At 64.7% G+C, this 12,887-nt stretch carries 14 protein-coding genes; 1 reads left to right on the top strand and 13 read right to left on the bottom strand.

The genetic code is table 11. The features are described from left to right. Positions 1–759 (bottom strand): transcription termination factor NusA (gene nusA / locus JWQ24_RS14315; RefSeq protein WP_299809052.1); only part of this gene is annotated, 759 nt, incomplete at its 3' end. Between the two features lie 3 nt (positions 760–762). Then, positions 763–1,542, bottom strand: coding sequence for a ribosome maturation factor RimP (rimP, locus tag JWQ24_RS14310; protein ID WP_299809049.1), 780 nt, complete (start codon positions 1,540–1,542; stop codon positions 763–765). A 326-nt stretch (positions 1,543–1,868) separates the two neighbouring features. Between rimP and JWQ24_RS14305 the strand changes: the two genes are divergently transcribed. Then, complete coding sequence (locus JWQ24_RS14305) at positions 1,869–2,966, top strand: DUF2336 domain-containing protein (protein ID WP_299809046.1); 1,098 nt, start codon at positions 1,869–1,871, stop codon at positions 2,964–2,966. Positions 2,967–3,023: 57 nt separating this feature from the next. On the opposite strand, the gene JWQ24_RS14300 is transcribed toward JWQ24_RS14305, so the two are convergent. From JWQ24_RS14300 to tsaB, 11 genes are all read right to left on the bottom strand, one after another. Further along, on the bottom strand, positions 3,024–3,785 hold the full coding sequence (locus JWQ24_RS14300) for a tRNA (guanine(46)-N(7))-methyltransferase TrmB (protein ID WP_299809043.1): 762 nt from the start codon (positions 3,783–3,785) through the stop codon (positions 3,024–3,026). Between the two features lie 62 nt (positions 3,786–3,847). Continuing rightward, complete coding sequence (locus JWQ24_RS14295) at positions 3,848–4,264, bottom strand: helix-turn-helix transcriptional regulator (RefSeq protein ID WP_299809040.1); 417 nt, start codon at positions 4,262–4,264, stop codon at positions 3,848–3,850. A 285-nt stretch (positions 4,265–4,549) separates the two neighbouring features. Then, positions 4,550–6,145, bottom strand: a complete 1,596-nt coding sequence (gene lnt / locus JWQ24_RS14290) for an apolipoprotein N-acyltransferase (RefSeq protein WP_299809037.1) — start codon at positions 6,143–6,145, stop codon at positions 4,550–4,552. An 8-nt stretch (positions 6,146–6,153) separates the two neighbouring features. Continuing rightward, the gene (locus tag JWQ24_RS14285; protein ID WP_299809034.1) at positions 6,154–7,269 is read right to left on the bottom strand and encodes a hemolysin family protein; all 1,116 of its coding nucleotides are present in this window, start codon (positions 7,267–7,269) and stop codon (positions 6,154–6,156) included. A gap of 1 nt (position 7,270) precedes the next feature. Continuing rightward, complete coding sequence (gene ybeY / locus JWQ24_RS14280) at positions 7,271–7,801, bottom strand: rRNA maturation RNase YbeY (RefSeq protein WP_299809031.1); 531 nt, start codon at positions 7,799–7,801, stop codon at positions 7,271–7,273. Between the two features lie 65 nt (positions 7,802–7,866). After that, a complete protein-coding gene (locus tag JWQ24_RS14275; RefSeq protein ID WP_299809028.1) occupies positions 7,867–8,913 on the bottom strand; it encodes a PhoH family protein in 1,047 nt (348 codons plus the stop codon). Between the two features lie 4 nt (positions 8,914–8,917). Continuing rightward, complete coding sequence (miaB, locus tag JWQ24_RS14270; RefSeq protein ID WP_299809026.1) at positions 8,918–10,318, bottom strand: tRNA (N6-isopentenyl adenosine(37)-C2)-methylthiotransferase MiaB; 1,401 nt, start codon at positions 10,316–10,318, stop codon at positions 8,918–8,920. 106 nt (positions 10,319–10,424) lie between these two features. Further along, positions 10,425–11,114 carry an HAD family hydrolase gene (locus tag JWQ24_RS14265; RefSeq protein WP_299809063.1) on the bottom strand — a complete coding sequence of 230 codons (690 nt, stop codon included), beginning with the start codon at positions 11,112–11,114 and terminating at the stop codon, positions 10,425–10,427. An 11-nt stretch (positions 11,115–11,125) separates the two neighbouring features. Continuing rightward, positions 11,126–11,581, bottom strand: a complete 456-nt coding sequence (locus JWQ24_RS14260; protein WP_299809023.1) for a Fur family transcriptional regulator — start codon at positions 11,579–11,581, stop codon at positions 11,126–11,128. A 46-nt stretch (positions 11,582–11,627) separates the two neighbouring features. Next, complete coding sequence (rimI, locus tag JWQ24_RS14255; protein WP_299809060.1) at positions 11,628–12,110, bottom strand: ribosomal protein S18-alanine N-acetyltransferase; 483 nt, start codon at positions 12,108–12,110, stop codon at positions 11,628–11,630. Then, entirely contained in the window at positions 12,110–12,802 is a 693-nt protein-coding gene (gene tsaB, locus JWQ24_RS14250; RefSeq protein WP_299809020.1) for a tRNA (adenosine(37)-N6)-threonylcarbamoyltransferase complex dimerization subunit type 1 TsaB, read from the bottom strand. Before tsaB ends, rimI begins: the two co-directional genes overlap by 1 nt. Between the last annotated feature and the right edge of the window lie 85 nt (positions 12,803–12,887).

Here is a 12,887-nt window from a genome sequence, read left to right as displayed (position 1 = left end):
GACAGGATCGACCGATGAATCGCGCGAGATCACGGCGATCTTGGCCCGCGATCCCGGATCGCGCGCTACCGCCTTCACCTCGACGATGCCGTCATAGATTTCCGGCACTTCCTGGGCGAACAGCCGCGCCATGAATTGCGGATGCGTGCGCGACGGGAAGATCTGCGGTCCGCGCGGCTCGCGCCGCACGTCGTAGATATAGGCGCGGATGCGGTCGCCGTTGCGGAACACCTCGCGCGGCAGCATCTCGTCGCGGCGCACGATCGCTTCGCCGCGGCCGAGATCCACCACGACGTTCCCGTATTCCACCCGCTTGACGATGCCGTTGACGACGTCGCCGATGCGGTCCTTGTATTCCTGATACTGCCGGTCGCGTTCGGCCTCGCGCACCTTCTGCACGATCACCTGCTTGGCGGATTGCGCGGCGATGCGGCCATATTCCAGCGGCGGCAGGGTATCGGCGATGGTGTCGCCGATCTGCGCGCCGGGGTTGGCGCGCTCGGCGTCGAACAGCGAGATCTGGTTGGAGGAGTTCTCGACATCCTCGACCACCAGCATGTGGCGGGTGAGCTGCAACTGGCCGGTCTTCGGATTGATCTCGGCGTGCACGTCGGTTTCGGAGCCGTAACGCGCCCGTGCCGCCTTGGCGATGGCATCTTCCATCGCCTCGATCACGATGCTGCGGTCGATCGATTTTTCCCGCGCAACCGCTTCCGCGATCTGAAGCAATTCGAGTTTATTGGCGCTGACAGCTGCCATGTCTCAGTCTCCTTCGGTGGGGTCGAGGCCCAGACGCTGTCTTTCAGCGGCCAGCCGGTGTTCCTTGGTGTTCTTGGGCGGAGTCTTCGGGGCAGCCTTCTTGGCGGCCTTGAGCTTGGGCTTCGGCGCGAAGCTCTTGGTGGGGTCGCTGCGCTTGGCGTGCGCGGGCGGCGCCGGCAGGATGCCAAGGCCCTGCTTCATGTCGCGCTCGGCCTGCTTGCCGCGGCGCATCGATTCCGCGATCAGCTCGTCGGTCAGCACTAGATTGGCGTTGGAAATGTCTTCCAGCGGCAGCCGCGTGATGGGGTCTTCGCCGTCGCGAGCGCCTTCGCGATCCAGCAACACGACGTCGCCTTCGATGGCGCCGAGCAGGCCGCGGAACCGCTTGCGGCCGCCAACGGGCACCGCCATCTCGATCTTGACCAGATAGCCTTCGTAGCGCTCGAAATCGGTGCGGCGAACCAGCGGCCGATCGATGCCGGGCGAGGAAACCTCGAGCCGGTAGGCGCGCTCGATCGGGTCGGAAACGTCCAGCACCGGCGACAAGGCGTGCGAGATTGCCTCGCAATCCTCGACCAGCATGGTGCCGTCGGGGCGTTCCGCCATGATCTGCACGGTGCAGCCGAGTTCGCCGGAAATCTTGATGCGGACCAGCCGGTACCCCATGCCATGCAGCACCGGACCGGCGATCGCAGATACGCGCGCGGCAGCGCCCGGTTCAATGACCAGACGCGGCTCATCGAGCAGTTCGAGATCCACGGGCTCTGTGGTCGGTTCGGTCATCATGAGGGTCAAAGGTTGGTCAACTGACTGGATTGGGTCGGGCTTCAGCCCGGCCATCGGACCTGACCAAACCCCGCCGTGTCGGCAGCCGGAGCCCGTTCAGGTAATAAAAAAGAGCGGGTCCCGAGGGGCCCACTCTCAAACGCGTTCGTATGAGAAACCATAAGTTATGGGCGATATAGCCGTTTTGCGACGCCCCGGCAAGGCCTGCTGGCCCTCCTGAAATAAATTTAGCCGGCCGGGAACCGCGTCCGTCGGGCTAACCATTCTTTCATGAACGCCAACCTAAGGTGCAGCTGCCTGTATGGCGCGGTTGAGTATATTTGATGACGGTGGCGCATTCCATAATTCCCGGGCTTGAGGATATCGTCCAGCATGGCGATCCCAAGCGACGGGGCGACGCCGTTCGCAAGATCTCGGACCTGTTTCTGGCCGGCGCCTCCCGGTACCAGCCTGCCCACATCGATCTGTTCGACGGTATCCTGACCAGCCTCGTGCCGCAGACCGAAGTGGAAGCGCGCAGCGCGCTTGCCGAACGGCTGGCGTCGTTGAGCAATGCGCCGCCACAACTGGTCGCGTTGCTGGTCCACGACGACGAGATCATGATAGCCGGGCCGCTTTTGCGCCGTTCGCCGGTGATCAACGAGATGACGCTGGTTGAAATCGCCAAGCTCAAAGGCCAGCAGCATCTCCTGGCGATGTCAGACCGGCCGACGCTGTCGCCTCCGATCACGGATGTCATCGTGCGCCGCGGCGATCGCGACGTGGTGCGTCGCGTTGCCGGCAATGCCGGCGCCAATTTCTCCCATCTTGGCTATGCCGGTCTGATCCGCCGCGCCGGCGACGACGGCGTGCTGGCTGTCACCGTGGGGCAGCGCGGCGATCTGTCGCCACCGCAGCTCAAGGACCTGCTCGCGCGTTCCGTCGAAGTGGTGCGTCGCCGGCTGTTCGACGCCGTGCCGACCCACCAGCGCGAGGCGATCAACCGGGCGCTTGCGGAAATTTCCGGTACGGCGACGAATCCCGCGATCACCCGTGACTTCGCCGCCGCGCAGCGCGTGGTGCGGAAGCTGCACCATGCCGATGAACTCAACGAAGGCGCGCTGTTGCGCTTCGCCAGGGCCCATCAATATGAGGAGACCGCGGCGGCGCTGTCGGCGATGTCCGGCGTGCGTATCGCCACCATCGATCAGTTGCTGAAGGGCGATCGCGACGATCCGATCCTGATTCTCGGCAAGTCGGTCGCCATTTCCTGGGCCACCGTGCGCGCGCTGATGGCGCTGCGGCTTGGTCCCGGACGTACGCCGGCAGCGGCGGATGTGGAAGAGGCGCGACTGAATTTCGAGCGTCTGGTGCCGGCCACCGCGCAGCGCGTTCTGACCTTCTGGCAGACCCGCGACCCGACCGCGCCGATGCCGGCGTAATCGCCAGACAACAGGTTCTCGTTCCCCGAACGCTGCGCAACGCGCTCGGGAAACGCGTCAACCTGCCGTGCGCTTTGAAATCACATACGCCGCCTTGCGGCCTTCGCGGGTGGCTTTGCGGCCATAGCGGGTCATGGTGTAGTTCGGCCATGGCGATTGCCAGTCGGCGGCGCGCTCTGCGGTCCAGGTGAAATCCGGTGAACGCATCAGGTGCCACAGCGTCCATGCGACGTAATCCTCGATGTCGCAGACGAAGCGGAACTCACCCGATGGCACCAGCACCCGGGCCATCGACGCCAGGGTCGCGTCCTGCACGAAGCGGCGCTTCCAGTGCCGGCGCTTCGGCCAGGGGTCGGGATGGATCAGGTCGATCCGCGCGAAGGAGTGCGGCGGCGCCCAGGCCAGCAACTCGGCGGCGTCGCCGGCCAGCAACCTGATGTTGCCGATCTCTTTTTCGTCGATCTCCGTGAGAATTCTCGCCATGCCGTTGACGTAGGGCTCGCAGCCGATGAAGCCGGTGCGCGGATGGGCGAGCGCTTCGGCGACCAGATGCTCGCCGCCGCCGAATCCGATCTCGACGCGAACGGTATCGACCGCCGGCGTGAACAGCGTGCGCAGATCGGCCGGCGCCGGATGGGCGATGTCGAGCGCGAGGCGCGGCAGCAGCGTGGCGACCAGGTCGGCCTGGTGCAGGCGGAGCTTGTGGCCCTTGCGGCGTCCGAAGAATGAGCCGCGGTAGAAGCCGTCATCGTCCGGCGTGGTGGTGCCGTCGCTGGCGGAGGTGTGGTGGTCGTTGGAATCGGGTGCGGGCTGGTTCATGGCGCGCGATTGATACAGCCAGAATCAGGCCGACGCCACCGGTCCCGCAACGTTGAGCGCTGTCAGCGTTCGTCCGGCGCCTCACGGGCAGCGATCTGCTCGACCATATCGACGATGCTGCGGCGGAGCTTGGCGTCGGTAATGCGGGTAAAGGCGCGGGTTAGCGCGAGGCCTTCGGTGGTGGCGAGGAAATCGGACACGTAAGCCGGCGAGGACGCTTCGCTGAAGCCGTCGGCATGCAGAATTGCGCCCGGGCCGCCCTCGAACAGGAATGAAACGGGGACCTGAAGAATTTCCGAAATCTGCTGCAACCGGCTGGCGCCAACCCGGTTGGTGCCCTTTTCGTATTTTTGTACCTGTTGAAACGTGAGACCGAGCGCCTCGCCAAGTTTTTCCTGGCTCATGCCGAGCATGATGCGCCGCATGCGCACACGGCTGCCGACATACTTGTCGACCGGATTAGGCGCTTTGGCCGACATCCCATTCACTCCCAGATCAGTTCAAAGCTCACACGTCTCAAAACACGTTCAACATTGCGGACCATGACCCGATCCGAAGCATACTTCGTTCTTCGTTTCGCCGCGGCGATGCCAACAACATCGTAGTCGATTTTATTCCAACTGCAAATTTTCCTAAGCGGAAATTTTGAACACCTCGCTACCTTATTCTCACCGAGTGAGAATTTTCGTCGCAAGCTACTGCACAAATATCACTCTATCTGCAGCGGCTGGATGCGACTTCAAATCGCAGCTACGCCCTGGCGTTCAAGCGCGCGGCGGCGCCCGGCGTCGCACGGCGATGATCATCGCCAGTGCGACGAACAGCGCGGCTGGAATATCTCCAATCCGCGCATAGACGGTGGGGCCTATCGCTGAAGGCAGTCCGGCATCCAGCACGCCTTCGACGCCGAGATCGAGTCGCGCGATGATGCGGCCGAGCGGATCGATCACTGCGGAGATGCCGGTGTTCGCTGCGCGAACAATCGGCAGTCCTTCTTCCACCGCGCGCATCCGCGTTTGCTGCAGATGCTGATAGGGGCCGGTGGAGATTCCGAACCAGCCGTCATTGGTGAGGTTGACGATCCAGCCCGGCCGGTCGTCGCGCGAAGTTACATCGCCGGGGAAAACCGCTTCGTAGCAGATCAGCGGCAGCATCCTCGGTGCGCCGGGAATCTCCAGCGAGCGCCGCCGCGTGCCGGGGATGAATCCGCCGACTTGTTTGGTGAGTTGCTGGAAGCCGATCTTTTCGGCGAACTCCTGAAAAGGCAGATACTCGCCGAACGGCACCAAGTGTAGTTTGTCGTAAGCGGAGACGATGCTGCCTTCGTCGTCGATCACGAAGATCGAATTGTAAGCGCGCGTCACGCGCGTGCCCGGCGGCTGGTCGGGCGGGCGCACCGCGCCGGTGACAAGCGTAGTGCCCTTCGGCAGCAACGCGGCAATTTGCGCCATCGCGTCCGGCTCGCGCGACAGGAAGAATGGAAACGCGGACTCCGGCCAGATCAAAATGCTGGCATCGCCGACGCCGCTGGAATCCGGCCCGGTGGCGCGGTCCGACAGCGCGAGGTACTTCTTCATGACTTCCGCCTTGGCGGCGTAGTTGAAGCGGACGTCCTGCGCGAGGTTCGGCTGCATGATGCGCAGCTTCACGCCCGCGACCAGTTGCGTCGGCGTGCGCGACAACCGGGCCATGCCGTACAAGCCCATCACGGCGAGCAGCACCAGCGCGAGTGAGACGGGCAGCCACGGCCGCGCGGTGCGCGAACGGCCATCGATCAGGATGGAAGGTGACGCAAAAATCGCAACCGCCAGGAAGGTCATGCCCCACAGCCCGATCAGCGACGCGGTCTGCGCCAACGCCAATGGCTCGGTGAGCGCGTAACCAAAACTGTTCCAGGGAAAGCCGGTCAGCACATGGCCGCGCAGCCATTCGCCGATGGTGAGGCAGGCGGCGAGCGCCAGCACGCGGGAATAGTCCTTGGTCCAGATCAGCCGCGCCAGCGCGAAGCCCAGCGCCGTGAACAGCGCCAGATATGCGGGCAGGCCGCAGATAGCGGCGGGTAGCAGCCACGCAAAGGTCTGCGCATCGACCAGGAAGGCGTAGCCGATCCAGTACAGGCCCGGCACGAAGTAACCGAAGCCGAACCACCAGCCGGCCATCGCCGCGGCGGGAATGCCGCGCATTTTGCCAGCGGCAGAGCCGTCGATCAGCCAGACCACGATCGGGAAGGTAACGAACAGCACCGGCCAGGCGTTGAACGGCGCCATCGCCAGCGACGATACTGCACCGGCCGCAAGCGCAATGGCCGCGCGCTTCCAGCCCCAGGCCAGGATGATCGACAGAGCCAGGTTGCGCAGCATGCGAGAACTCACCGTGAACCCGCGCTGTCTGGCCGCGACGACGTGGCGTTGTCATTGGCCTGCGCCGGGCCGGAAGTGTCGCTGCCGGCGTCGCGGCGGCGGGGGTCGCGCGACCGCACGGCCGGGCGCTCCTTTCGAGGTCCGATGCGCAGACGCTTGACGCGGCGCGGATCGGCGTCGAGCACTTCGATCTCGAAATTACCGGGGCCGGAGATCACCTCGCCGCGCACCGGCAAGCGTCCGACATGGGTGACGAGATAGCCGCCGAGCGTTTCGACTTCCTCGCCGGCTTCGCCGGTGACGAATTCCTCGCCGACCATGGCGATGACATCCTCGAGGCTGGCGCGTGCATCGGCGATGAAGGAATCGCCCTGCTTGACGATCGAGGGTGGCTCGTCGCTGTCGTGTTCGTCGTCGATCTCGCCGACGATCTGTTCGACGATATCCTCGATCGAAACGAGGCCGTCGGTGCCGCCATATTCGTCGACGACCAAAGCGAGATGGATTCGCGCCGCCTGCATCTGCGCCAGCAGATCGATCGCGCGCATCGACGGCGGCACGTACAACAGCTTGCGGATGATGCCGGTCTCGGACACCTTTTGCGCCAGATCAATCGAACGCAGATCCAGCCCGGCCGGCAGCACTTTCTTGCGCTTGGCGGTGGAGGGCACGACCGCGCGGGCCTTCGAGGTCATGAAGGCGAGCAGGTCGCGGATGTGGACGATGCCAACGGGGTCGTCGAGCGTTTCGTCATAGACCACGAGGCGCGAATGTGCGGCGCTCTCGAACAGGCCCATCAATTCACCGAGCGGGATGTCCTGCTTCACGGCGACGATATCGGCGCGATGCACCATCACGTCGGCGATGCGCCGCTCGTGCAGTCCAAGAATGTTGCGCAGCATGGTGCGCTCGATGGTCGAGAAACCGGTCTCGTCGGGCGTCGAGGCATCGAGGACCACTTGCAGGTCGTCGCGCACGGAGCCGGGCTTCCAGCCGAACAGCGAGCGAATGGCGCGGGTCAGCCAGTTTTCGGCGGAGGGGCGTAGCACCTCGCCGTCATGGATGACCGCAGGCAGGTTGCTCACGGTGCTCGCGTGGTCGTTGCTACTGTCGCCGTCGGGCATCTCAGATCACCCGATCCTGATCGGCATCGGGATCTCGATCCATATATGGATCGGCAATGCCGAGCTGGGCCAGAATCTCGCGTTCCAGCGCTTCCATCGCCTCGGCCTCGCCGTCCTTCTCATGGTCGTAGCCGACCAGATGCAGGAAGCCGTGCACGGCGAGGTGGCTGAGGTGGTTCTCGAACGTTTTCTCTTCCTCGTCGGCTTCGCGCCGCGTGGTCTCATAGGCGATCGCGATGTCGCCGAGCATGCGCGGCGCATCGTCCGGCTCCTGCGCGCCTTCCGGCGGCTGCAGGGCGGGGAAAGAAAGCACGTTGGTCGGCTTGTCGATGCCGCGCCAGTTCTTGTTCAGGGTCTGGATGCCGGCATCGTCGGTCAGCATGATCGCCAGTTCGGCGTCCGCCGTGTCGGCATCGACATGCGCCGCGGCGGCTTCGATCGCACGAAAAATCACCGCTTCGGCTCCCGCCTCGGCGTTCCAGCAATCGGCGACAATCATGACTTCGGTCGCGGGCAGTGTGGTGGTCGTCATCGGTGTAGAACTTCTTTCGCGGGCGATCCCGACATCGGGACCGCCAATGGCTTGAGTGGGGGACATCAGGCTTTTTGGACCGCGGGCTTCTGCGGTATTCCCTCATAGGCAGCAACGATCCGCGCCACCAATTCATGGCGGATCACGTCTTCGGCGGTGAACTTGACCTGCGCGATGCCCTGTACGCCATCGAGCAGGCGTGCGGCCTCGGCGAGGCCCGAGGTCTGGCCGGGCGGCAGATCGACCTGGCTGGGATCGCCGGTGATGATCATGCGGCTGTTTTCGCCGAGCCGCGTCAGGAACATCTTCATCTGCATCGAGGTGGTGTTCTGTGCTTCGTCGAGGATGATCGCAGCGTTGGTCAGCGTGCGACCGCGCATGAAGGCCAACGGCGCGATTTCGATTTCGCCGGTCTGCAGCGCGCGTTCGACGATGCGCGAATCCATCAGGTCATAAAGCGCGTCGTAGATAGGGCGCAGATAGGGGTCGACCTTTTCGCGGAGATCGCCGGGCAAAAAACCGAGCCGTTCGCCGGCTTCCACCGCCGGGCGCGACAGGATGATGCGGTCGACTTCCTTGCGCTCGAACAAAGCCGCGGCCTGCGCCACCGCGAGCCAGGTCTTGCCGGTGCCGGCCGGACCGATGCCGAACACCAGTTCGTGGCTCTTCAGCGCCTGGATGTAGGTGTCCTGCGCGGCGGTGCGGGCGCGCACCGGGCGCTTGCGCAGATTGATTGCCTCGAAGGTCGAGGCTTTGGACTTGGGATCGAAGGCGAACAATGTCCCCTGCGCCAACGTGGCGCGGATCGCGCCTTCGACGTCGCCGGGCGCGAGGTCGTGGCCCTGCGCGGCCTGCGCATACAACGTCTCAAGTACGCGTCGGGCGGCGTCGCAGGCATCGCGGGTGCCAGTCAGGGTGATGTGGTTGCCGCGGGAGTCGACGACGACATTCAGTCGGCGTTCGACCAAGGCCAGGTTCTGGCCGTAGGGGCCGACCAGTGAGGAGGCCGCGCGGTTGTCGTCGAAGTCGATGACGACCTGCGTCTCGGGCTGGGGAAGCGTTTCAATCTTGCGGGCGGCGAGCGAAGGCAGATCCGATGCGCTTTTGGCCAAGAATTCAGGCTCCCATGACGGTGTGAGAAGGTGCTGACGGCAAGGACGGGGAAAGCGGCGTGGTGAGGTGGCCGAGCAGGCTGTAGCGCTCGAGGCTGGTGATGGTGACCGGCAGCACCTTTCCGATGATGTCCTCGGAGGCCATCACATGGGCGGGCTGCAGCCAGGGGGTGCGGCCAACAATCTGGCCGGGATTGCGCGCGGCGCGTTCGAACAGCACGTCAACGGTCTGTCCAATCGTCGCCGCGTTGAAGGCGGACTGCTGGTTGTCGATCAGTTCCTGAAGTCGCACCAAGCGCTCGTCCATCACTGCCGCTGACACCGTCTCCTGCATCTCCGCTGCGGGAGTGCCCGGCCGCGGCGAATACTTAAACGAATACGCACCAGCGTAGCCGATTTGTGTGACAAGCGCGAGCGTCGCTTCGAAATCTTCCTCAGTTTCGCCGGGAAAGCCGACGATGAAATCGGAAGTAAAAGCAATGTCTTGCCGCGCATCGCGAAAACGGTCGATGACATCCACATAATCTTGCGCGGTATGTTTCCTGTTCATCAGGCCGAGAATGCGGTCCGAGCCAGACTGCACCGGCAGGTGCACATAGGGCATCAGCTCCGGCAAATCGCGGTGCGCCTCGATCAAAGTGTCCTCGACATCGCGCGGATGGCTGGTGGAATAACGCAGTCGTACGATGCCGGGTATCTCTGCAAGCCGGCGCAGCAGCGTGCCGAGCGGCCATGGCCGGCCGTCGGGGCCCTCGCCGTGGTAGCCGTTGACGTTCTGGCCGATCAGCGTGATCTCACAGACGCCATTGTCGGCGAGCCGTTTGACGTCGTCGACGATCCTGGCGACCGGCCGCGAGACCTCGGTGCCGCGGGTATAGGGCACCACGCAGAAGGTGCAGAACTTGTCGCAGCCTTCTTGAACGGTGACGAACGAGGAAATGCCGCGCGCGCGGATCGCCGCTGGCTTGGGGGCCGGCAGGAAGCCGAACTTGTCCTCGATCGGGAATTCGGTTTCCAGCGCCCGGCCGCCGGCTTTCGCCTTGGCGAGCAGCTGCGGCAGGTGATGATAGCTCTGCGGCCCGACCACGACATCGACCACTGGGGCGCGGCGGATGATCTCGTTGCCCTCGGCCTGCGCGACGCAGCCGGCGACGACGATATTCATCTTGCGGCCTTGCTCCGCCGCGGCGTCCTTGGCGACGCGCAGCCGGCCAAGCTCGGAATAGACCTTCTCGGAGGCCTTCTCACGGATGTGGCAGGTATTGAGGATGACGAGATCGGCGTCATCGACGCTGGCCGTCTCGACAAAGCCCTCAGGCGCCAGCGTGTCGACCATGCGCTGGGCATCGTAGACGTTCATCTGGCAACCGTAGGACTTGATATGCAGCTTGCGCGGCGCGGTCATGGAACCTGAATGTTCGGGGTGGCGGCGCAGGTTGCGCAGCGCGCTCAATATAGTCTATTGCCGGCAAAATCCAGCATGGTTGGAAAATGACTGTCCGTGCAAAGGCTTATTCTGGAATAGCCGCTTCGGCGGCTGCTTCCAGCTGCGCGATCATCTGCGGCAGCTCCCGCATGTCGTCAAACGTCGCCGTAGCGCCCGCAGCTTTCAACGCCGGGGCGGTGGCCGGGCTGCAATGGGCGCCGCCGTGAAAGCCGAGCACGGCCATGCCGGCGGCGCGCGCCGCGGTGACGCCGGCCAGGCTGTCCTCGATCACCAGGCAACGCAGCGGCGCCACGCCCATCTGCGCCGCCGCGAACAGGAACAGGTCCGGCGCCGGCTTGCCGTGTTCGACCTGACCAGCGGAAAACAGGTTTGGCGCGAAACGGTCGATCAGGCCGGTGGTGGTGAGGCTGCTGACGATCCGCGTTGGCGTGCCCGACGACGCCACGCAGATGCGCTGCGTCAGTCGCGCCAGCGTTTCGGCGATGTGCGGCACCGGTGTGAGGTGCTCGCCGAACACGCGGTCGATCGTTGTCTTCAATTGTACCGTATAGGCGTCGGGCAGCGCACGGCCGAGTTCGGTCTCGACCTCACGCCGGGCCTCGCGCGACGAGCGCCCGAGGAAACGTTCATGCACCTGTTCGGGCGTGATCGCATAGCCGTGCGCCGTCAGCACGTCGGCATGAACCACGCAGGCCAGTGCCTCGCTGTCGACCAGCACGCCGTCGCAATCGAAGATGACGAGGTCGAACTTCACCAAATCGACCTTCACGAGGTCGGTTTGTCGTCGTCGAGCGGCACGCAATACAGTTCGAGCCGGTGATCGACGAGCTTGTAGCCGAGCCGCGCGGCGACTTCGGCCTGCAGCTTCTCGATTTCCTCGGAGGTAAATTCGATCACGGTGCCGTCGCGCAGATTGATCAGATGGTCGTGATGGCTGTCGCGCATCTGCTCGTAGCGCGCGCGACCTTCGCGGAAATCGTGACGTTCGATGATACCGGCGTCTTCGAACAGCTTCACGGTGCGGTACACGGTGGAGATCGAGATCTTGTCGTCCACCGCGATGCAGCGACGGTACAATTCCTCGACGTCGGGATGGTCCAGCGCGTCGGCCAGCACGCGCGCGATGACGCGGCGCTGCTCGGTCATGCGCATGCCGGTCGCGGCGCAGCGCGCCTCGATTCCGGTGGCCTTCGGCAAAGGCGATGATTTGAATGCGGTCATGATGTCAGCTTCCGGTCGCGAGCCGTCTTTTGCCACCCCGCGTCCGTCAGGACAAGTCGCGGCGCATCACCAGGGCGTTCAATTCGACGCCGCCGGCTTCCTTGTAATAGCGTTCCCGGCGTCCCGCGACGGTGAAACCGGCCCGTTCGTAGAGCTTTCGCGCCGGATGATTGTTTTCCTCGACCTCGAGGAACACGGTGCGCACGCCCCGTCCCGCCAGATGGCCCAGATGGGTCAGGAACAGGTCGCGCGACAGGCCGCGGCCGCGGTGGCTCGGCGCCACCGCGATCGAGAGAATTTCGGCTTCATCGGCAGCGATCCGCGATACGGCAAAGCCGATCACGTCGCTGCCCTGGCGTAACCGGTGCAGCAAGGTGTTCTGCTCGCGCAGCATCTGTTCGAATTCGCCCTCGCCCCAGCCGCGGTGAAACGACGCCGCGTGCAACTGCGCCAGCCGCCGGAGGTCGCGCAGCGTGGCCGGTTCGACCACCGGTGGAGCGCCGCCAAACCAGCGCGACCACCACGCCATCATGGCGCAGCTACCGCGTGCGGCACTGCACCAAGCTGTGGCTTGGCGTCTGGTGCGCGCAGGTAATACGGTCGCGCCAGAGCGGTTGCCGGATCAGAGGCCACGCCGAGCCAGGCCAGCCAGGAAATCTCCGGCGCCGGCTGCTCATCGACCTGTACCGGTGCCGGCGCGTCGGCCGGCCAGCGCGCGGCCAGAATCCCGGCAGCGTTGCCGACCAGGTGCGGTGCGCCAAACTCGGCGGCCTGCAGCGCCTCGTCAATCGGCGCGACGCGCGGTCGCACCAAAGAGGCGCCGTCGCTGCTCACCACCTGGTAATAGACATGGTCGTGCCGCGCATCGATAGCCGATATCACGGGATGGCCGGCGTCCCGGCTGACGATCGGTGCGGCATAGGCGGTCAATGTGGTGATCCCGACGACGGGCTTGCCGGCAGCAAGGCCAATGCCGCGTGCCGCGGAAAGGCCGACGCGCAGGCCGGTGAAGCTGCCGGGGCCGGTGGTCACCGCGACGCGGTCGAGTTCGGCGAAGCCGATGCCGGAGCCCGCCATCACCCGCGCGATCAGCGGCATCAGCGCTTCGGCATGGCCGCGCTTCATAGGCTGCGACTCATGCGCGATCAGTTTGCTGGTGCGGGTGTCGAGCACACCGGCAGCGCAGGCGTCGAGGGCGGTATCGATGGCAAGAATGAACATGGCGAAGCACTATCACGGCTCGCCGGGCGCTGACTACGCCAACCGCTGGGCGTCGAAATCGACGGCCAAGGCGGCAACTAGCGGA

Origin of the sequence: Tardiphaga sp. (assembly GCF_028290495.1) — a bacterium.
Classification (GTDB): domain Bacteria; phylum Pseudomonadota; class Alphaproteobacteria; order Rhizobiales; family Xanthobacteraceae; genus Tardiphaga.
This window is presented reverse-complemented; position numbering and strand designations above follow the sequence as displayed.